Origin of the sequence: Rhizobium sp. AQ_MP (assembly GCF_014237835.1) — a bacterium.
In the GTDB taxonomy this organism is placed as follows: domain Bacteria; phylum Pseudomonadota; class Alphaproteobacteria; order Rhizobiales; family Rhizobiaceae; genus Allorhizobium.
In genome coordinates, this window is record NZ_JACJVI010000015.1 from 39912 (window position 1) to 59261 (window position 19350).

Annotated in this window: 18 protein-coding genes and 1 pseudogene; 6 read left to right on the plus strand and 13 right to left on the minus strand. The window is 57.3% G+C overall.

What is annotated here, in order from left to right; translation table 11 throughout:
- Window positions 1-45: 45 nt before the first annotated feature.
- Genes trbF through H6M51_RS19040 form a run of 8 tightly spaced genes read right to left on the minus strand, consistent with a single transcriptional unit; the run spans window position 46 to window position 7541 of the window.
- Window positions 46-711, minus strand: coding sequence for a conjugal transfer protein TrbF (gene trbF / locus H6M51_RS19005; RefSeq protein ID WP_185811397.1), 666 nt, complete (start codon window positions 709-711; stop codon window positions 46-48).
- A complete protein-coding gene (gene trbL / locus H6M51_RS19010; RefSeq protein WP_185811398.1) occupies window positions 711-1913 on the minus strand; it encodes a P-type conjugative transfer protein TrbL in 1203 nt (400 codons plus the stop codon). The genes trbF and trbL overlap by 1 nt, the downstream gene beginning before the upstream one ends.
- A gap of 35 nt (window positions 1914-1948) precedes the next feature.
- The gene (trbJ, locus tag H6M51_RS19015) at window positions 1949-2767 is read right to left on the minus strand and encodes a P-type conjugative transfer protein TrbJ (protein ID WP_185811399.1); all 819 of its coding nucleotides are present in this window, start codon (window positions 2765-2767) and stop codon (window positions 1949-1951) included.
- The gene (locus H6M51_RS19020; RefSeq protein WP_185811400.1) at window positions 2742-5192 is read right to left on the minus strand and encodes a VirB4 family type IV secretion/conjugal transfer ATPase; all 2451 of its coding nucleotides are present in this window, start codon (window positions 5190-5192) and stop codon (window positions 2742-2744) included. The genes trbJ and H6M51_RS19020 overlap by 26 nt, the downstream gene beginning before the upstream one ends.
- 14 nt (window positions 5193-5206) lie before the next feature.
- Window positions 5207-5506, minus strand: a complete 300-nt coding sequence (locus H6M51_RS19025; RefSeq protein ID WP_185811401.1) for a conjugal transfer protein TrbD — start codon at window positions 5504-5506, stop codon at window positions 5207-5209.
- Entirely contained in the window at window positions 5503-5895 is a 393-nt protein-coding gene (locus H6M51_RS19030) for a TrbC/VirB2 family protein (protein ID WP_246780588.1), read from the minus strand. The genes H6M51_RS19025 and H6M51_RS19030 overlap by 4 nt, the downstream gene beginning before the upstream one ends.
- A 42-nt stretch (window positions 5896-5937) precedes the next feature.
- Window positions 5938-6873, minus strand: coding sequence for a P-type conjugative transfer ATPase TrbB (trbB, locus tag H6M51_RS19035; protein ID WP_185811403.1), 936 nt, complete (start codon window positions 6871-6873; stop codon window positions 5938-5940).
- Complete coding sequence (locus H6M51_RS19040) at window positions 6870-7541, minus strand: acyl-homoserine-lactone synthase (protein ID WP_185811404.1); 672 nt, start codon at window positions 7539-7541, stop codon at window positions 6870-6872. Before H6M51_RS19040 ends, trbB begins: the two co-directional genes overlap by 4 nt.
- A gap of 415 nt (window positions 7542-7956) precedes the next feature.
- On the opposite strand from H6M51_RS19040, the gene repA reads away from it, so the two are divergent.
- The 3 genes from repA to repC all read left to right on the plus strand — a co-directional run bounded on the left by repA (window position 7957) and on the right by repC (window position 11575).
- Window positions 7957-9144 carry a plasmid partitioning protein RepA gene (gene repA / locus H6M51_RS19045; protein ID WP_185811405.1) on the plus strand — a complete coding sequence of 396 codons (1188 nt, stop codon included), beginning with the start codon at window positions 7957-7959 and terminating at the stop codon, window positions 9142-9144.
- On the plus strand, window positions 9123-10196 hold the full coding sequence (gene repB, locus H6M51_RS19050; RefSeq protein WP_348644537.1) for a plasmid partitioning protein RepB: 1074 nt from the start codon (window positions 9123-9125) through the stop codon (window positions 10194-10196). Before repA ends, repB begins: the two co-directional genes overlap by 22 nt.
- Window positions 10197-10360: 164 nt before the next feature.
- The gene (repC, locus tag H6M51_RS19055; RefSeq protein WP_185811406.1) at window positions 10361-11575 is read left to right on the plus strand and encodes a plasmid replication protein RepC; all 1215 of its coding nucleotides are present in this window, start codon (window positions 10361-10363) and stop codon (window positions 11573-11575) included.
- A gap of 863 nt (window positions 11576-12438) precedes the next feature.
- On the opposite strand, the gene H6M51_RS24975 is transcribed toward repC, so the two are convergent.
- From H6M51_RS24975 to H6M51_RS19075, 5 genes and pseudogenes are all read right to left on the minus strand, one after another.
- Entirely contained in the window at window positions 12439-12726 is a 288-nt protein-coding gene (locus tag H6M51_RS24975) for an AAA family ATPase (RefSeq protein WP_348644539.1), read from the minus strand.
- Window positions 12723-13680 (minus strand): annotated as a pseudogene (locus H6M51_RS24720) (tyrosine-type recombinase/integrase). Before H6M51_RS24720 ends, H6M51_RS24975 begins: the two are co-directional and overlap by 4 nt.
- A gap of 734 nt (window positions 13681-14414) precedes the next feature.
- On the minus strand, window positions 14415-15329 hold the full coding sequence (locus H6M51_RS19065) for a XamI family restriction endonuclease (RefSeq protein ID WP_176951721.1): 915 nt from the start codon (window positions 15327-15329) through the stop codon (window positions 14415-14417).
- Window positions 15326-16939 (minus strand): Eco57I restriction-modification methylase domain-containing protein, encoded by a 1614-nt coding sequence (locus H6M51_RS19070; protein ID WP_185811408.1) that lies wholly within the window; start codon window positions 16937-16939, stop codon window positions 15326-15328. Before H6M51_RS19070 ends, H6M51_RS19065 begins: the two co-directional genes overlap by 4 nt.
- Before the next feature lie 11 nt (window positions 16940-16950).
- Window positions 16951-17253, minus strand: coding sequence for a HigA family addiction module antitoxin (locus H6M51_RS19075; RefSeq protein ID WP_185811409.1), 303 nt, complete (start codon window positions 17251-17253; stop codon window positions 16951-16953).
- Window positions 17254-17713: 460 nt separating this feature from the next.
- Here H6M51_RS19075 and H6M51_RS19080 point away from each other — a divergent pair, with 460 nt between their 5' ends.
- The 3 genes from H6M51_RS19080 to H6M51_RS19090 all read left to right on the plus strand — a co-directional run bounded on the left by H6M51_RS19080 (window position 17714) and on the right by H6M51_RS19090 (window position 19169).
- Complete coding sequence (locus H6M51_RS19080) at window positions 17714-18397, plus strand: SOS response-associated peptidase (protein WP_185811410.1); 684 nt, start codon at window positions 17714-17716, stop codon at window positions 18395-18397.
- A gap of 24 nt (window positions 18398-18421) precedes the next feature.
- The gene (locus tag H6M51_RS19085; RefSeq protein ID WP_246780578.1) at window positions 18422-18721 is read left to right on the plus strand and encodes an I78 family peptidase inhibitor; all 300 of its coding nucleotides are present in this window, start codon (window positions 18422-18424) and stop codon (window positions 18719-18721) included.
- Window positions 18722-18827: 106 nt separating this feature from the next.
- On the plus strand, window positions 18828-19169 hold the full coding sequence (locus tag H6M51_RS19090) for a hypothetical protein (protein ID WP_185811411.1): 342 nt from the start codon (window positions 18828-18830) through the stop codon (window positions 19167-19169).
- The last annotated feature ends 181 nt before the right edge of the window (window positions 19170-19350 follow it).

Below are 19350 nucleotides of genomic sequence, written 5' to 3' on the forward strand. Positions count from 1 at the left end.
TGCTGTCAAAGAGCTGCCTGTCGGGCCGCTTCTCAGATCCGGTTCTTAGAGTTGTGCTGTCCAGTCGAAGTCGCGCAGGTAAAGGCCTATGGGATTGAGCCGGATCACGGCTTCATCCTGTGGCTCGGTGAGTGTCACTGACGCTATGGCGCGAAATCGTCGGCTTGCCGTTTCCCGGCCCCTGCGGTCTCTTTCAAACTCGCGCCAATCGATCTGGTAGGTTTGATCCGACAAAGCGACGATGCTTGACACTTCGACTGAAACCGTGACCCGTTTGGCGGCCTCGAAGGGCGAATTGGCGCGAAACCAGGCATTGATCTTCTCGGTCGACGGATCGGATGTCCTCAAATGGGCGTATGTGCGGTCGATATATTGCTTCTGGACCACCGCATCGGGGGTGACAGAGCGAAAGCTGGATATGAAATTGCCAAGGATTGCCCTGACCACGCGCTGATCGGCATATTTGATCTGCTCGGGAACCCCTGTAGCAACCGGACTGCCCAAGCGGTCGATCTCGACAATGTAGGGAACGAGCCTGGTTGTCTGGCTGAGAAAGAGGGCATAGCCAAAGCCAATGGTCGCGAGGCAAAGACTGAGGAGTGCGACCGCCCTCCACACCCTGGCCTCCCGCACGAAACTGCCATAGCGCTCGTTCCATTCGAGCCGGGCCGACAAATAGGGATTTTCCGGAAAGGAATTACTCTTCGTCATCACCGCCTCTCCTCAGGTTTTGGCGTTTTTGGGAGGGATCCTGAAGCAGAGGATGTCTTATTTGTCCCTGCTGACGCAGCCGCTTCGAGTTTGGCATTGGCAAGGCCAAGCAAGGAAGCGTGCTGGGCACCGGGTGCCGCAATCATCTTGTCGCGAGCCGCAGCGCTCAGAGCTCGGCCTGCCTGCCCGGCGCCCGCAGAAAGCCCGATCATGGCTGCCTCAACGCGCGAGGCGCCTCCAGCTCGTGCCGCATCGGCGGCTCCCAAACCGGCCTTTGCAGCGCTCGCCCCCAGAAAGGCCCCACCGGCAGCCATTGTGCTCGCTTGCGTCGCGTGGCGGATAACTTCGAGGCCCTGGGTGACCGAAACACCCTGCACCACACCTTGGACGATGGTCGGGACATAGAGAGAGATGAGAAACACCACCACGGAGAGACCGGCCATCGAGAGGGTCGAAAGCAGTGGATCACTGTCATTGAGGGGAGCTGCTGCAAGACCAAGCAGGACGTCAGATCCGATCCGGGCGATCATCACCAGCGCCATCAGCTTCATGCCGACCGAAAAGGCATAGACCAGATAGCGAAGCGCGAAATCCTTGGTGAAGGATGAGCCACCAAGCCCCAGCATGATCATTCCCGCTAGGAGCCCGACATACATTTCCACCATGACAGCGACGAAGATGGCAGCGACCAGCGAAAAGCAGATGACGACGACACCCATGGCAATCACGGAGGCTATTGCCAGTGCATTGTCCTCGAAGACACCGAAACGGGCCTGCTCTGAAAGACCGGAGGCAACCTTGATGCCGGCGTCGAATATCTCCGCTGGAGAGGCAGACCCCTGCCCTGCTCCAATCGCAAACAGACTGTCGACCACGGACTTTGCAAAGCCTGGCCCCTGTTCGAGCAGGAAGGCAAAAAAGCCGACGAACAGGATCCGGCGCACCAGTTCGGCAAACCAGCCGTCCAGTGATGCTGCAGACAAGGCGAGCCAGATTGCCGCAAGACCGATTTCGATCGCCGCCAGGATCCAGAACAGAGACCGTGCGGCCTCCATGATGGTGGTCTGCCAGTCATGTGTTGCTGCAACCACCTGGTTTTCCAACTCGCTCAGCATGGCGCCCTGTTGTGAAAACCCCGGTGTCGACAGGCAAAACAGAATGGTGGCGGCAAGCCAGATGCTGGCTGATGAGGGCCTCGCCATGCAGCCCTTAATGCCGTGGTCTCGTCTAGAACTTATCACCAGCGTGGCTCCATCTTCTGACCTTGTGGGATGTCCTCGATCGCTTTGCCGAAGAAGGCTTCCCGCCGGGCCTGAGCCAGATCCCTCAACGACTGCTCGGATTGCAGCCATGCGGCCGAAAGTGTCATCTGCTGGGCAAACAGTCCCCGCAGTTTCTGCAGTTGGGCGACCTGTTCCACGGCAATGTCATGGCCAACCTGCAGGGCCTTCATCTGCCCGTCTGATGTCTCGGAGAGACGTTTGAGCGCCCGCATGGTGGTGGCCTCGCTTTCAAATTGCTCCGTGGTCAGACCGGCCATGCGCAACGTTGCTGCAATCGTCTCCTGATTGCTCTTCGACCAGGTCTGATAGGTCTCAGCAAAGCTCTCGCCGCTTGGCCCCGCCTGACGGAAGTCCGCATAGCCACCAAATCGCTGGGCAAGGATCTCGTCGGCATTGCCCATGGTGAAGGCGATGCCCTCGCCCTGCACTGCAATCTCCTTGAGCTTCAGGAGATCGGCTTCGACATCGCCCCAGACATGCGCAGGCAAGGCTGCCGTGTTTTGCAGCAGGGTGGAATAGATCTGCAGTTGGTTCTGGATCTGCTGGGCGAGCTGGCTGATCTGCGTCAGCTGGTGATTGACTTGCGTGCCTGAGCTTTCCAGAAGCCCGACGAGTTCGGCATTGTTGGCAAGTTGCGTCCATTCAGTTGCAGCCCCGGTCACCGAACCCGAAAGCGCTGAAGAGACGTGGCCAACGGTCAAGATCGATGACATCAGCACCAGCCATGGCCGTCTTGTTTGGGAGCGCTTATGGATCAAGCAGCGACAAGGCATCTGTCTCTCCTTTCAAGCTCAGCCAGTGACGCGGCCAGTTTGCGCCATGGGTCTGGCAAAGGGTCTTGATAGTCCGGATCTGTTCAGCGTCGGAGACGCCGGTGAAGGCGAGCGTCAAGGGGCCAAGTGCCATCTCGAAAAGCCTGCGTCCTTTTGGTGTCGCGCAGTAATAGTCTTTCTTCGGGCGAGCCGTTGCGATGATCTCGATCTGCCGCTGGTTGAAACCGAGCCGTTCGTAAAACGATGCCATCGATGCGGTCTGGGCTGCCGGATTGGCAAGGCAGATCTTCGTCGGGCAGCTTTCAATGAGAATATCGACGATGCCGGACCGTTCGGCATCGGAGATCGACTGGGTGGCAAGAATGACGGCGCAGTTCGCCTTGCGCAGCACCTTCAGCCATTCGCGGATCTTCTCCCGAAATACCGGGTGGCCCAGCATCAACCAGGCCTCATCGAGAATGATCAGGCTTGGTGCTCCGGTCAGCCGCTTCTCGATCCGCCGAAAGAGGTGCAGAAGAACCGGAACCAGGTTGCGCTCACCCATCCTCATCAATGCTTCCAACTCGATGCATTGGAACGACTGGAATGAAAGCGTATCCTTCTCGGAATCCATGAGATGGCCCATCGGCCCATTGACGGTGTAGTGTCTAAGGCCTTCCTTGATCTCTCGCGACTGAACGCCACTGACGAAGTCCGAAAGGGATCGGCCAGGGGACGCCGCCATCAAGGCGATCTGATGGGCGATCGCATTGCGGTGCAAAGGTGTCACCGTGACGCCCTGGAAGATGAGAAGCGTCTCTATGAACTCGGTGGCAAAGGCGCGGTCGGCGTCGGTTTCGAGCTCGGCAAGCGGACAGAAGGAAAGCACTGTCCGCCCGTCGTCTTCGGCGCCGATCTCGTGATGGTCACCACCGACGGCACGTGTCAGCGGCATCAACGACATGCCTTTGTCAAAGGCGAAGATCTGCGCATTTTGGTAGCGGCGAAACTGCGCGGCAATCAGCGCAAGCAGGGTCGATTTTCCAGATCCTGTCGGACCGAAGATCAGGGTGTGGCCGACATCGTCATGGTGAAGATTGAAATGAAACGGCGTCGATCCCGAGGCCACCTGAATCAGTGCTGGCGCATCGGATGGGTAAAACGGGCATGGCGCGGTGCTATCGCCTGTCCAGACCGAATTTAAGGGAAGAAGATCAGCGAGATTGCTGGTGTTGATCAAGGGGTCGCGGACATTGGCATACCAGTTTCCGGGCAAGCTGCCGAGATAGGCTTCCGTGGCGTTCAGCGTTTCGATCCGGGCGCCAAAACCTTCCGCCTGGATCAAACGGCGGACCAGTTCTGCGTTTTCGAGGAGCCTGCCGGAGTGATCATCGAAAAGCACGATCACCGACGTATAGTAGCCAAAGGCGACGAGGCCAGAATTGGCTTGGCCGATGGCATGTTCCGTCTCGGCCACCATGGCGGCGGCATCCTGGTCGAGTGAGCGCCCCTCAGTCTGAAAAAGCTGATCGAGAAACGGCCTTACCTTTTGCTGCCATCTCCGCCGCTTCTGTTCGAGCCTGCGTCTTGCGTCTTCAGCGTCAAGGAAGATGAACCGCGAAGACCAGCGATATGACAGGGGCATCTGGTCGAGTGCGTTTAGAATGCCCGGCCAGCTTTGCGACGGGAAACCATCGATCGCAACCACACCAATATGCCGGTCGTCGAGCTTGGGGGTCGTGCCATGCTCCATCTGGGCGGTTAAGATACAATCGAGATACATGCCGACATCCGGAAGCCTGACTGGCATGTTTTCGCCGCTGATACAGAATCGGACGAACTGCAGCAGACTGTCGAAGCGCGCCTCGCGAAGGCCGAAAGCTTCATTCAGGCGATGAGCCCGCATCCTTTGAAGGGAAATGGTCGCCGACAGATACTGCTCGATTTCCCTGATGGCATTGGAAAAGGCCGCGAGTGCTCTGTCCGCCGGCCCCAAGCGCTGACCGATGTCGCTTGAAAAGACGAACTGCGACATCCCCTCCCCCGCCTGAAGATTGGGCTTGTAGGTCAGGACGAGGGTTTGGCGGCTTTCGAAATGGCGATCCTTAACCTTGAAGTGGCGGCGTCGTTCCTCATCGATTGCTCGCGATACCGGGTCTGGAAAATGCGAGCGGGTGCGATCGTGATAGCCCGCACTGGGAACCCGCAGACTGTCAACCTGCAACATCCAGCCCGAGCCGAGTTTTGAGATTATCGCATTGATTTCATGTGATATTCTGTTTCTTTCGAGCGGTGTCGCACTTTCTGTGTCCGGCCCGAAGAAGTACCAACCGGCCAAGAGGCTGCCGTCCTTCAGCAGGAGCGTTCCATCCTCGACCAAGGCGGCATAGGGCATGAGATCCGCAAAGGATGGCCCGCGCTGTCGAAACATTGAAAGTGCAACCATTTCTCGTCTCCTCTTCACCTGGCAAACGGAGTGGATGTGGCGCGGTAGACGGGGCGATATCGTATATGGCGCAGATAGATGCGGCGCATCAGCGGATCCTTGCGTGCCATGAGGCGCAGAACCGAAACGATGATGATCCATGCGAAGACGCCGAGAATGGCGGCGGCGATCGTAATCACCACAAACACCAGGATGACGCAGACAAGCCCGGTCAACAGCACGAGCTCGCGATCGCCGCCCATCAGAAGATTGGGGCGCGACAAGGCGCGATGGATGGGATGCTGAATAAGCGAAGTCTCAAGCGCCGGCGTCATACCAACCCCCTGGTAATCTGGCTCAGGATCTGATTGGTCGCTTGGCTGCGTGTCGCGGCGTAAGCGAGAACACCCTGGTCGATGGGTTCTCGGTTCGTTGCAAGTGTAGAACCTGTGGCGCCAAACAGGCCAACGATCTGGCTTGCCCCCAGAAGGATGCCGGCAACCAGCACGACATACATCAGTCGCCTGGCAAAATCGTTCAATTCGCCTCCGAAGATCAGCATGCCGCCGGCAACAGCGACCGCTGCAAGGGCGATGAAGCCTGCGACAGGCCCGGTGATCGATTGCTGGATCTGTTCAAGCGGCGCCTCCCAGGGAAGTCCGCCGCCAGAGCTTGCATGCGCTGAGCGCGTAACAGCGAAGGCAGCAACAACCGCTTCTGCCATGAGCAGTTTCTGAACATCTTTCATCTTCAGCTCCTTTCCTGGTCAAACAAGCAGGTATCGCCCTTCGTCGAAGCCCTCGACACCAACCACCTCATCAATCCGGCGTTTGCCGTTTGAGCGCTTGATCGACACGATGAGATCGATCGCGTCTGCAATGACATGCTGCATGGGCATCTGGCTCACTTCGCAAACCAGTTGCTCCAGCCGCCGCAACGCGCCGGGCGCATCATTTGCGTGCAATGTCGTGAAGCCACCAGGATGACCGGTATTCCAGGCCTTCAGCAGTGTCAGGGCAGCCCCATCCCTCACCTCCCCCACCATGATGCGGTCTGGGCGCAAGCGAAGCGTGCTTTTCAACAGCCGTTCGATGGCGAGGCTGTTACTGCTTCTGAGCGTGACGGCGTTCTTGGCCGGGCAATCGATCTCCAGCGTGTCTTCAATGAGGACGATGCGATCGTCGGGGAAGTGTTTATGAATTTCCTGGAGCACCGCATTGGCAAGTGTGGTCTTGCCGGATCCCGTGCCACCGCAGACCAGGATGTTCTGTCGTGCCTTGATTGCGCGTTGGAGACGATCAAACTGATCAGGGCTCATTGTCTCTTGCTTGACATAGTCCTCGAGCGGGATGCGGTTGATGGCACGCCGCCTGATCGAAAAGGTGGGCGCGCTGACCGCTGGCGGTAGCAGACCTTCGAAACGATGCCTGCCAAGCGGTATTTCCCCGGACACGATGGGCATCCTGTTGTTGACCTCCTGGCCAAGTGCATGGGCGACAAGCCCTATGAGGACCTCTGCCCGCGCAGGTTCAAGCGAGCCGATATTCTCCATGCCGCCCGTCAGCCTCTCGATAAACAGAGTGCCATCAGGATTGAGCATGACCTCGATGACATCGGGGTCGACCAACCGCTGGCAAAGATCAGCGCCAAGCGCCTCTTCCAGCTTGCGGTTCAGACGGGTGCGGCTTACCAGCTCGCTCATGAGCAAGCCCCTTGCGGTGTCGCCAGCGTGACGAAAGACGAGTAGCCTTCAGGCCGCAGTTTTTCGAAAACTGCCTTCGAGATCTCAAGCGAACCGGCAACACTTTCTGTCTCGTTGATCAAGGTGGCCGGGCCGAGCCGCCTCATTGGCCAGCCGGCCATGCGCAGGATGCGCTCGAACCTGACATCCGTGGCCGTCACCAGTTCGCGGAACCCGTTCGTCAGGCACCACTCGACGATGCCGGCGAAGAGCGTCCTTGTTCTCAAACTGGAAAATGAAGTCTGGGCAGACCGCACATTGAGCCTGTGGCGGCCACTGCCATGGGGCGGTTGTGGCAGATCCTTGTCGATGCAGAAGCGCGAGCTCTCGATCATCTGCGGGTGCACTCGAAGTCTCCCACCCTCAAGCAGCATGGGAAAGACTTGCGCAAGCATGCTGGAGCGCGCAGCCTGGTGAAGCCTCACACTGCCGACGACCCGATGGCTGCCTTCGACCAGCAGGATGTAGGTTGGCGCTTGATCGTCAAACTCATCGCGCTCCTGGCCGTCCAGGCTTTCGACTTGCCAGTTGAGACGCTCGGCAAACACCTTCGAACGCAAATGCAGCATCGCTTGCAGGAGTGACGCGGATTGGGGATGCAGAACATCTTCGATAACGACCAGTTGCATGGTGGTTCCCTCGTTGGCCCTCTCATGAGAGTGAAACGAAGCGATGTGGTCCAGATACAAATCTGTTGAACGGCTGGGCTATCGGCAGATGTCGTGTGAGTCGGGACTTGTGCCACCGAGAGAATCGGTTTTGCTCGATATCACGGTCGTAATCCGAGCCGGCAATCGCCCGTGGAGCCAGGCTTTCCACGACAAATCTGTCACGCGCTCCCACGCACTTCCCCCAGGCAGGATACCCCAAGTGTCTGGTTTTAAAGGATCATTCTGGCAATGAGAAGTTTTTTAAGGCGGTCCTCCCATCCAAGTCGTTCCAGTCGCTCGGGGCTTCTTGCTTGCCAAGCGGGGGGAATCGGATAACAGTCCCGATAATTTCCGGATTTACACGAAAATATCGTGACTAGAGGCTTCCTGGCAGATGAATGTGAGACGCGCAATGCAGGATACGGTAACAAGCTTTGCCGATATCATCCTCGAGCAGGGTGGCGAGATCTCGTCCAAGCTTGATATGCTGCGCATGGAGAAATTTCCGCCCAATGCACAAAAGACGCTTCGGCTGTTTCCTTTGGCGGAAGTTGCCCAGTTCGTCGGAGTATCACCGAGCTACCTGAAGAAGCTCCATTTGCAGGGCAAGGGTGTGGAACCGTCGGTAACCTCGACGGGCAGGCGATACTACACGGCATCGCAGATGGATGAATTGCGTGCCCTTCTCGACCGCGTCCCGCACCGGCGTGAAGGCGAGAAGCTTCAGGTCCTGGCCGTTGTCAACTTCAAGGGTGGTTCCGGCAAGACCACGACGTCTGCACATCTTGCTCAGTTCCTGGCATTGAGCGGCTACCGTGTGCTTGCCGTCGATCTCGACCCGCAGGCGTCGTTGACGGCGCTCTATGGAATCCAGCCCGAGCTGGACGAGAAGCCGTCATTTTACGAAGCCATCCGATATGATGACGGGCGCCGCTCGATTACCGAGATCATTCAGCCGACGAATTTTCCCAACCTGCATATCGTTCCGGCAAACCTGGAACTGCAGGAATACGAATACGAGACCCCGCTTGCCATGCAGCGCAAGGACTCGATGGATGGCAAGTTGTTTTATACGCGGATCGGCAAGGCGCTTGCTGAGGTCGATGATCAGTATGATGTGGTGGTCATCGACTGCCCTCCCCAGCTTGGCTATCTGACGCTCACCGCATTGACGGCTGCGACCTCCGTCCTGATTACCGTGCATCCTCAGATGCTCGACATCATGTCGATGTCGCAGTTCCTTCTAATGCTTGGCGATATCCTGAAGAGTGTGGAGGGAGCCGGTGTCAATGTCAGCCTCGACTGGTTCCGCTATCTGATTACGCGGTTTGAGCCCATGGACGTACCACAGCAGCAGATGGTGGGCTTCATGCAGTCGATGTTTGCCCAGCAGATGATGAAGAACCACATGGTCAAGACGACAGCTGTTTCCGATGCGGGCTTGACCAAACAGACGCTCTACGAGGTCGAGCGGTCCCAGTTTACATCAGCGACCTATGACCGTGCACGTGAAGCCATGGATCTGGTCAATGGTGAAGTTATCGAGCTTCTGGAAAATTCTTGGGGGCGTCGTCGTGGGTGATCCGTTGTCAGCCGTACAAATCGATGTTTTTCCCAAAGGTTTCAGGGTCTTGGGCCTTAAAAAGGACGAGTACAATGGCGCGTAAGGACATCTTTGCCAATATCACCTCGACGGAAGGGCCACGAGTGGAGCGTCGGGCAACACCGGGCTATGCGAACAAGGGCGCCTCACGGTCGATGATCAGCTCGCTCAGCGAGCTCGCTGAAAAAGCGGCGATGGTGGATCAAACGCTGTCTGGTGAAGTGGTTGTCGAACTGGACCCAGTGCTGGTTGATGATTCCTTCGTCTCGGATCGCATGGGCGAAGACGAAGTGGCCTTTCAGGAGCTTGTCGAAGCCATCCGGGAACGCGGTCAAAATACACCCGTTTTGGTCCGCCCTCACCCCGACGCCAAGGACCGGTATCAGATCGTCTTCGGGCACCGACGCGTGCGTGCCGCCCGTCTGCTGAACCGTCCAGTCAAGGCGGTGGTCAAGACAGTGTCGGATACCGATCATGTGATCGCTCAGGGGCAGGAAAACTCCGCTCGGGAAAACCTCTCCTTCATTGAGCGTGCGAGTTTTGCCCACCACTTGCAAGAGATCGGGCATGACCGACGCACAATCCAGCTTGCTCTGTCCGTTGATGGCGCGCTTTTAACCCGCATGTTGTCCGTCACAAGCAGAGTGCCGCTTGAGGTGATCCAGGCGATCGGCTCGGCCAAGGGCATTGGTCGTGACCGTTGGCTTGATCTTGCTCAGACCGTTGAACGTCCGGATCTTCGCCGTGTGGCGCAGGCATCCGTTGTCGGGGAAGGTTTTGCCGATCTGCCATCCGAGGCGCGCTTCGAACGTCTCGTTCAGGATCTGCGCAATGCGCGCAAGCCAGAGAAAAAAACGCGCCCGACAGGCAATTGGCAGTCGGAAGATGCGGCCGTAAGCGCCGAGTTCAAAGGTGCTGGCAAGAGTTACTCGATCTCCCTGAAGTCGCGGGAGGCCGTCAGTTTCGGTCGTTTCATTACCGAAAATCTGGAACGGCTTCATGCCGAGTTCAGAGCCCAGTCAAAGTCGTAAGGAGAAGAAACGCAAAAGAAAAAGGCCCCCTAAGCGTCGCCGCCCTGGAAGCCTTCCTCATATCCTAGCAGAATGAGAATCGCATCTCCGGGGAGTTCAGTCAAGAGTCTTTGGCACCGTTTTTGGTGAGCACTTTTCTGTTGCCTTCAAGAAGGTGAAGAAAAATGCACAGGCATTCCATAACCACGCCCTTCGGGCGGGGATCAGTCAAACTCGACCATGTGAGCCGTCAGTTCGAGGCGGCACAAGCCAAAGAGGGTCTCACTGCCGATAAGTGGAAGGTGTTTCGTGATGTTTGCGAAGCACGCCATTCCATCGGCATTCCGGATCGGGCTTTGACAGTTCTCGACGCCCTGTTGAGCTTTTATCCGCAAAGCGATTTGTCGGAAGAAGCCGGCCTGATCGTCTTTCCGTCCAACGCGCAACTTTGCCTTCGCGCCCATGGAATGGCTGACGCGACGCTGAGACGGCACCTGGCGCTTCTGATCGATGCAGGTCTGATTTCCCGCAAGGACAGCCCAAACGGCAAACGCTACGCCCACAAGTCACGTGACGGGCGCGTTGAAGATGCGTTCGGGTTTTCGCTGGCGCCGCTTCTTGCCCGCAGGGACGAGCTTGCGCACCTGGCCCAGCAAGTGGTGGCCGACCGCCGGCGCCTGCAGCTAGCGAAAGAGGCCATCACCATCACAAGACGAGACGTTCGCAAGCTCATTACTGCAGCCTTGGAAGAAGGCGCTGGCGGCGATTGGCACATGCTCGAGGAAGCCTATTTACAGATTGTCGCACAGCTTCCACGAAGCCTGACGATCGCGGTTGCCGAGAACTGCCTCCAGAAACTGACGGCCTTGCACCAGGAGGTATCTAGCCTTTTGAAAATGCAGCTTATTTCTCAAAATATGAGCGGCAATGGCGCTGAAAATGAGCGTCATATACAGAATTCAAATACCGAATCTAGCTATGAACTTGAACCTAGCTCTAGAAAAGAGCAGGGCGAAAGCCCGAGGCTGGAGCTGAAAGCGAAGCGCGAACCGATAAAGGCGTTTCCTCTCGCAATGGTGCTGAAGGCTTGCCCGCAGATTGTCGACTATGGGCCCAGCGGCGCGATTGGGTCGTGGCGCGAGTTGATGCAAGCCGCCGTGGTTGTCCGCTCGATGTTGGGGATAAGTCCGTCAGCTTACCAGGATGCCTGCGAGACCATGGGGCCGGAAAATGCAGCGGCAGCCGTTGCTGCCATCCTTGAGCGCGCAGGGCATATCAATTCGGCGGGCGGTTACCTTCGCGATCTGACCCGACGCGCAGCGCGGGGCGAATTCTCACTGGGGCCAATGATTATGGCTTTGATGCGGGCAAATGGGGAGGTGCGGTTGGCAACCGGTTAGGGGATAAGCGACGACCGGGCAGAGTCTTGCTATCATCAAGTTGATGGCAATGGGAGCCGATCCAGGTGAAAAAACAATGAGACTGGAACCCATAGAGGGCGATTTGATCTGCTGGTTGATTGTCAGCCGTACAAACCGGCATTTTATCACGAGTAATCAGATGTTTACGGGTCGCTGAGGACGTCTTATTTGGAGCCGGTCGTTCCTGAGATATATCACTTCATCTTGTCGGCACCGCTAGACTTGATGCGGCCCAGAGGAATGGAAAGAGCGGGTAGGGGAGGGGCCCAATCTGCCAGGACGGGCGATTTCGGCTTAGCTGTTCGATCCTGAGGCTCGCGATTGCACTATGGCGCCTGCCGCTCGAGGCAGAGGTGATAATCAGGATCGCGTCTTCTGAGATCTCACAAGGTCTCAGGCGTGCAGGTCGCGATCAGTCTGAACAAAATATCGCCCGGTCAAGGCCTTGGCGATTTTGCGCTTCCTTGGCTGCGGTGTCGCACGAACGGCAAGCCGGATTGCTGAACTGAGGGCAGGGGACGGTAAGGTCTTGATGGCCTGGTATAGCGATCCAGCGTAAGCGGTTAGACGCCCCCACGTAGCGGCGCGGAACGATATGGTGCGCAGTTTCCTCACGAATCTTCTGGGGGAGTCCTATGAGCGACAGTGTGAATCAGGCCCGAGCATTTGAGGTTTTAATAGCAACGCCAATACGGTCGCGCGTGTACCGCGAGATTCGTCGGATGACGACAAGGCTCAGCTGGTTTCGGAAGCTCTTTTGCCATGGACCAATACGTCAGCCATTGCGTGCGCGGCTGGACTTAATCCCTCGGCCAGCGCACCGTCCCAAGCGACGATTTCGATCAACCAAGCCCTGAAGTATCTGGAACACGTCTGACAGACGATGGAGCCTCGTCAACAATGACAAGTTCGTCTCTGTGACCCGCCAGGTAGAGCTTCGGCTCCGACAGTTTGGGGCGGTTTGCCTCTGATTCGAGATCGAGATAGATTGAAGGTTGGGTTTCTGCGATATGGAGTTTGAGGATTGTCTTGCCGGCTTGGCGGGGACCCGATAGTGCAACCGCAGAACTATGGTTCCCAAGATGTAGGAGTTTGGCTTCGATTCTACGTTTGATAATCCTTGCATTTATGAAGCATTATTCAGTAACTGCAAGGATGAGCGATGGCGGGATTGCTTCATCGCCTCGCAAAGCGGAATGCTGCGGTTTGCAGCCTCGGTGAAATAACCCGCACGTAAGCCGGGTGCTGAAAACTCCCGTGGCTCTCCAACCCAGCCATGTTCGCCCGCTGCTTGACGATCGCGTTTACCGGTTCCGGCTCCAGCGCGCGTTTTGACACATTGCCCTAGCGATCAACCTTCCTGAACACGCTGCCACTCTCTATCCTCGCCACTTCGATCCAGACATCCAGCACCTCGACGGACCTGCCATTGAGATAAACGACCTCATCGTGATCGGCGCCTGAGGTTTTGGTGGTTTTGGTGCGGCCAAGATGGATGCCGCGAGGGGGAGGGGAGGGCCGTCCTCCGTCTCGATCCGAGGTTCTACGGTAATTTTCTCCAGTCACAATCCAGCAAACTCACTGCGGCGACCGCCAGAGGCGAAGGCGACCATCATGATTGCCCGATTTCGACTATCGTTGAGGCTGCCGGTGGTGCAGTAGTCGCCAGTATTTTTGCCAACACGTCGCGGGGCACCGCTTTGGCACTGTTCCGCGTTCGTGGCCTGGACGGCGAGATCAAGATGCCAGCCGTCGCAGCACGGTGTCCGGCGCATTCGGCCAGGCGGTACGCAAGGATCCCTGATCGAAGAGGTTTTGGGAGACGCCTTCCAGCTTACCATGGTCAGAATCTACCTTTCGCTTCTCCGGATTGCACCAGTGCACAACGAACTTCAGAAGCATCGCCTCTGTCGCCGGCCAGATCAGCGACTTTCCGGTGGCGGCAAGGGTCCGAGCCTGTAAATTGCATTATCTGGTGTCAGGGCGTGGAGCGTGTTTGCGCCCATGGCCTCGTTGACCAGATGGTTTAAGGTTTCGGGGGCCTCGTCGGTAAGCAGCCCGGCAAGGTCGTCGCGTCGCTCCATTGGCAGAACGGCGGCGATCGTATCAAGTTCTTCGGCGCGACGGTCGACCGGTGACTTTTGGGTTGAAGGTTGCAAGCGTAGTTCCAAAAGCACGCTTCAAGACAGCGCTGCGCCGTCCAACCAACGGCACAATTTTCCTGATGAATCGAATCAATACTGCTCGATAAGGGGTATGAGACGCGTCATTAGGTTCTAAACCCTCGATTGGGAGCGTCTCACATATGAAAAGCCCACTCAAATGATACACTGATTTGCGTCTCATGGAGATTGTCTCAGCGCGTATACATCAACGAGACATCTGCGGAGGCAGGGCCGTAAGGGTTGGCTGTGGATGGCAAAGCTCAGTAGGTTGCATACCCAGAGCGTCATCGATGGGACGATGAGCTGCGAATACAGGTTCAATGTCGACCGTAGGCAACTCCCTATTGGTCGCGCATGCATGACGGTGAACCCGCTGGTCGACATTGCGGATTCCTAAGACTCGCGAGAAGCGGCTTTTAGCCTGCGCCGGCGCGCAATAGTTGACTTGACTGATGCTATCGACCGGGCGACAAGTTAACGTATGGAAGAAACTTCTGAAAAGCCCCGCCGCAGGCAGATCGTCGGCATCAGCCTGTCCCCCGAAATGGCGGCCGCTGTGAAAACGGAGGCTGCTCGCCGGAAGCTGTCAATACGAAAGCTATTTGAGGAGCTTTGGGCGGATTACGAGGCTAAGAACTCCTGAGCGATCCCTATCAGGGTTTCGTGCTGGCAATCCAGTCTGTCAGAGCCACGAGGTCATGTGCCCAGAATATGGTTAGGCCGCGATCCTGCGCGTCGATGAGATTGTGCAGCTTGTACACCCCAGATAGCATAGCGCTTGGGACAACCTGGCGCAGGCCAAAATCGGTCTTCCAGCTTTGTGCCTTAACCGCTGCGTCATTGTTCAGACGCTTCACGGAATTCGTCGACGAGTTCGACACCTTGCACTCGATCGGCATGACGCGATGATCGTGCAGCCGCACGATGATGTCGCCCTTGCGTGTACCTAGTTTACTTTCGCCGCAGAACTCTCCAGGCGCAGGAGCACCAGAGATGTTGACGATTGTGCGCGATGGCACCTCCGTGAAGCCCAGCGCACGTAGAGCGGCCTTTACTGTCGCTTCTTGCTGCTCTTTTCCCTTGGTTCGACGTCCAGTTTGCGTTTTGCTTGCCGCGATCAGCGCGGCCGATGCTACAACTGCCGCATTGCGCTCCGCTTCAGTCGGCTCACGACCTTCGACCACCCAAGCAAAGCGCCGGCGGTCGAGCACCTGACGTACAACGGTGATCAGCCGTGCTACATCAGCCGGCGACCGTTGGAGATGACTCTTTGAAAGAGACTTGGCATCTGCCAGCACCTTGTAATCGTCCGTCGAGATCGGCGGTGCGGCAAGGTAGCGAAAGGCTTCCAGTAAATGGGGTTCTCCCAAGACATCGAGCGCGGGGGTATCGAGATCGGTCAGGTCGACCGTTGTTTCCAGCAATTCTTCGACATACCCCTGATACAGGTCGAAGGCTTCGAGGTAGTCCTCAAGGGGTTCTTCGAGACGTTCCTTGGTGAAGGCGGCACTGGCTTTCAGGCGGTCGGCTTCGAACTGCTCGGCGGTCCAGACAGGAGGTTCAATCATCGAGCAGCACCCGCAACGAGAAGAGCGGGACCGGGCACAATCAGACGCTCCATTTCGCGAGGCTCGAATTTTGTGAGGCCGCCCGCATAGGTTCGACCAGACCGCTGCGTAATGTTTACCGACAGGTAGTCGACGAGGGCCTTCTTGGCATCCTCCGACAGCTCCTCGCGCGGATAGAGGCCGTGGGCGATATTGATGTGCCGCGCTTCGGCTCTGTTGATGACAAAGCCTGGCGGACGACGTGCCATATATGTCGAGATAATCGGTGCAGCGGCACGGAGACCGACTGACCACCACGCTTTGCGATGGCTCGCTACGTAGCCTTTATCCCCGCCCATCCGACGCGCGATTTTCAAAAATTTAGTTACTGCCTTGCGGTCGGCATTGTCGAGTTCATCAAGATCGGTGGGTATGTCGATCACGCAGCGTAGGCGCTTAGGATCGTGCAAAAGCCCGCCCGCTTCTAACACCTCGCGCGCACGCGTCACTGTGGGGAACAGCACCGAGTCCGGCAGGCCTGCGCTATGTTCGCCCGCAATCCATACACCATTCGCACCGGTCACAGTGCCGCGATGCACTCGGCACAGTTCGCCCAGCTCGACGTAGCCCTCCGGGGGCTTTTCCGTAATATGCGTCAGGTGCGACCAGCGGCTTTCCGTCGATAGCCGGTCGCGGTGGATTTTACGACCCTTGCCGAGTTCACCCAGCTTATCTAGGTCGTCAACGCGCTGAAAGTATACAGAGGTGGGTTTGGCTCCGATCTCGAAAGTCGCAATTGCAGCTGTCGTAGCAGCATCTGGGAAAGGTTGTGCGTTGGGATCGATCACTGTCACGCTCTTGCCGCCAAGTGCGCCGAGCATCAGCGTGCGCACGATGGCACCATAGTTCACGTCAAGCCATTCAGAGGCAGTTATGAAAGTGCCATAATCCTTGGGCTTTGCGTTTCGCGCCGTCGCGAGGAAGAAATACACGTGCAGGCCCGCCAGCTTGCTAGCTGAGAGACCCAGCTTCGAAGCTTCGATTGCAAGCCACTCTTTCCATTTCGGAGCTATTTGATGGTGCCGCACGTAGGGCGGATTTCCGATGTAGAGCGTGCTCCCATCCACGCGGTCGGAAAAACGACGATAGTCCCCCAATATGATACGCGAGCGATCGGCGAAGCCTGCTGCGGCAAGGTTCGCACGCGCCAATAGTGCCGCCAGCGGGTCAATATCGATACCGACAAGCTCTGCTTTGGGAAAAGCCGCGGCTGCGCGCATCAGAAAGCGCGCCGAACCGACGCCAGGATCGACAATGCGGACGGGATTACGCGTCGAGGCTGCCCAGTCCACCATCGTCTGCACGATAGGAGCTGGTGTATAAGTCGCGCCGTGCTCGCGGCGTGTTTCCGAAGAGCGTAACGTAGAGAAGATATCTCCAAGAGGATCCTTCCCCGCGCGGATCAGGTCTTTCAACAGAGTAACTACCGCACCTTTGGGCGCAACGCCGGCTTCCTTCACGAGCGCGAGTTCCCCCGCGGTCAGTGAGCCGCCCGCGTTTTCTGCCCCCAGCGCGAGTGCCGCTGCGACCAGCTCGCTTTCGCTGTTGAAGATAGTCTGTAAGTCGGTCATGCCAATTGCCCTTACGCCGGCTTCGCTTGCGCGCGCAGTGTTTTATCTTGGAAGGGAAGGACATTTATCTCGCCTTCCCTTTGTCGTGCTTCGGCAATATCAAAGCTGTTTTGCATCCCCATCAGCCTCTCCATTGAAAGGCCAAAGGCTTTCTCGATACGCAGCGCCATTTCCGTAGAAAGGTGCGCGCGACCATTGAGCAGCTTCGATAGGGCCGGTCGCGTTACACCGAGCGCAGACGCCGCCTCTGTAACCGACAACCCACGGGCCTCGATGATCTCACCTTTGACGACGCTACCCGGATGTGCCGGCATCTTCGGTTTTAGTCTGGCTGACGTTCTAATCGCCGCCTCCCACAAGTCGACTCGTCGAAATTGTGTATTCCGTAATGCTACGGATTACAATCCAATTCCCCTTTCGTTCTAAATGATATGCGAGCACTCCTGAACCAGCCGCGCCTGTTGTTTTAACCAGTCCCGTGATTCATAGTTTTCGGGATCGAGAGGAGAGGGGGATGCCGACATTGGTCCAACAGCTGAATGGAGGTCTGGCTTGAGGAATGTCTTGATCGTTTTCCTCATGGCAGGATGCACCTGGATGGGCTGGCGGTTAGCAGACGTCGAGCGCCAAAGGTACGCGTTGGTGACTGGCATTTGCGACATAGAACAAGCGCAGCCACGCTCACTGGATTGCCTTGCGACTGCTGAACCTCGTGTAAGCTGGCTGTGGAACCTGTATTACGGCATTTTGGGCTCAGCGGCTTAGGACATCGACATGTGCGGTAGGTTCACCAACACAATGACCTGGGCGGAGATTCACGCCCTCTACAATATCCATGCGGAGAACCCGCCTCCGTCGAACATGCCGCCGCGGTACAACATCGCGCCGACACAGAACGTCCATTTCGCCCACAAGGACAAAGCCGGCGACCTCGAAATCGACTACGGACGCTGGTGGCTCGTGCCCTTCTTCGCCAAGGAATTGCCGAAGGCCGCGATGTTCAATGCGAGGATCGAGACCGTCGACACTTCAGGGGCATTCCGCGAACCCTTCAAGTCGAAGCGCTGCCTCATCCCGGCTGATGGCTATTTCGAATGGACCACAAGCGAAAAGGACGGCAAGAAAGACCCATGGCTGTTGCAGCTCCCTGACGGAAAGCCTTTCTCCTTCGCCGGACTATGGGCGCATAACGACAAGCTAGGTGTCACCAGCTGCACGATCATCACAGCGCCAGCCGTTGACCACATTGCGCACATTCATACGCGAATGCCCGTCATGCTGGATCCATCGGCCTATGAGCCCTGGTTGGATGCCTCTGTTCAGGGTGCTGACGCGAAAGCCTTCCTTCTTGAAAACCAGATCGACAGTCAGCTTGAGTTTTACCGTGTCGGCCGGGAGGTGAATTCGTCTCGCTATGATGGCAGCGACACGAAAAAGCCAATCCTGAACTCCTTGTAGGAGCTTCAGAACAAGGAGAGTCCGATGAGATCGCCGTTCTATCCCATACCGATGCTTTTTGCCGGAATGACTTTGGTCGTATCCGGCTGCAATGCGGATGGTGCCTCGACCTCCATGGCGGCAGGACAATGCAAGTCCGAAGCCGCGCAGGGGCTGGTCGGCAAGCAAAAACCGACAGATGCAGAGGCGATGCAGCTGACCGGCTCTAAGACGGTTCGCCAGATCCAACCCGGCGATATGGTGACCCAGGACTTTAGAGAGGATCGGCTGACGATCGAGACGGATCCCGCATCCAGCATTGTTGTTCGAGCCACCTGCGGCTGATTGAGCTGTGCCAGTCATGGTAACTACTGGTTAACCAAGAGGGCAGTCGCCCCCGTAGAATCGGGGGGCTTTTGCGTTAGCTTCGGGGGCCGGTACGGAGCTATCTATGGGACAGAGCTTTTCTGCTTATCTGAGCACTGCGCAGACAGTCAGATCAGTGAGGCAGATACACACAATCACCACCGCAATATGCGAAGATCCCTATGCATCAGAGCATTTAAAGCGCACTAGCGCGGCTTTGACGCGAAAGCTGGAACAAGTCATTGACCGGCCGATTGCGAGCGCTGCCTTCCTCGCCTCCATCTGGCGTGATTTTCGCGGCCTCAACACGCTCCTGGAGAGGGAATACGGCAGGCTGAACCTCCTTCTGCCCAAGGGTGAAACCGAGCCTATGGATGATTGGCGGTTCCTTAAAGAAAAAGGGCCAGCGGAAAGCCGCGGCCCTTAAGGTGTGGGGGTCAATAACCTCCAGAGGGGAACAGCCGACGCGCGGCCTGGGAGGAGGGGTGCGCACGTCAACTACCCACCCATATGGGTCCCCGTCACATGGCCCGCAAGGCGACTAGTCGGAGTTTCGGTACGGACTTCCTTTTGTTGCCTTCCCGTTTGGATCCTGTTCAGCCTGAGAA

What these genes read in the sequence shown, in the direction of transcription:
- trbF (WP_185811397.1), bottom strand. Translation starts at nt 711, where the DNA reads ATGACGAAGAGTAATTCCTTTCCGGAAAATCCCTATTTGTCGGCCCGG.
- trbL (WP_185811398.1), bottom strand. Translation starts at nt 1,913, where the DNA reads ATGGCGAGGCCCTCATCAGCCAGCATCTGGCTTGCCGCCACCATTCTG.
- trbJ (WP_185811399.1), bottom strand. Translation starts at nt 2,767, where the DNA reads ATGCCTTGTCGCTGCTTGATCCATAAGCGCTCCCAAACAAGACGGCCA.
- H6M51_RS19020 (WP_185811400.1), bottom strand. Translation starts at nt 5,192, where the DNA reads ATGGTTGCACTTTCAATGTTTCGACAGCGCGGGCCATCCTTTGCGGAT.
- H6M51_RS19025 (WP_185811401.1), bottom strand. Translation starts at nt 5,506, where the DNA reads ATGACGCCGGCGCTTGAGACTTCGCTTATTCAGCATCCCATCCATCGC.
- H6M51_RS19030 (WP_246780588.1), bottom strand. Translation starts at nt 5,895, where the DNA reads ATGGCAGAAGCGGTTGTTGCTGCCTTCGCTGTTACGCGCTCAGCGCAT.
- trbB (WP_185811403.1), bottom strand. Translation starts at nt 6,873, where the DNA reads ATGAGCGAGCTGGTAAGCCGCACCCGTCTGAACCGCAAGCTGGAAGAG.
- H6M51_RS19040 (WP_185811404.1), bottom strand. Translation starts at nt 7,541, where the DNA reads ATGCAACTGGTCGTTATCGAAGATGTTCTGCATCCCCAATCCGCGTCA.
- repA (WP_185811405.1), top strand. Translation starts at nt 7,957, where the DNA reads ATGAATGTGAGACGCGCAATGCAGGATACGGTAACAAGCTTTGCCGAT.
- repC (WP_185811406.1), top strand. Translation starts at nt 10,361, where the DNA reads ATGCACAGGCATTCCATAACCACGCCCTTCGGGCGGGGATCAGTCAAA.
- H6M51_RS19065 (WP_176951721.1), bottom strand. Translation starts at nt 15,329, where the DNA reads ATGATTGAACCTCCTGTCTGGACCGCCGAGCAGTTCGAAGCCGACCGC.
- H6M51_RS19070 (WP_185811408.1), bottom strand. Translation starts at nt 16,939, where the DNA reads ATGACCGACTTACAGACTATCTTCAACAGCGAAAGCGAGCTGGTCGCA.
- H6M51_RS19075 (WP_185811409.1), bottom strand. Translation starts at nt 17,253, where the DNA reads ATGCCGGCACATCCGGGTAGCGTCGTCAAAGGTGAGATCATCGAGGCC.
- H6M51_RS19080 (WP_185811410.1), top strand. Translation starts at nt 17,714, where the DNA reads ATGTGCGGTAGGTTCACCAACACAATGACCTGGGCGGAGATTCACGCC.
- H6M51_RS19085 (WP_246780578.1), top strand. Translation starts at nt 18,422, where the DNA reads ATGAGATCGCCGTTCTATCCCATACCGATGCTTTTTGCCGGAATGACT.
- H6M51_RS19090 (WP_185811411.1), top strand. Translation starts at nt 18,828, where the DNA reads ATGGGACAGAGCTTTTCTGCTTATCTGAGCACTGCGCAGACAGTCAGA.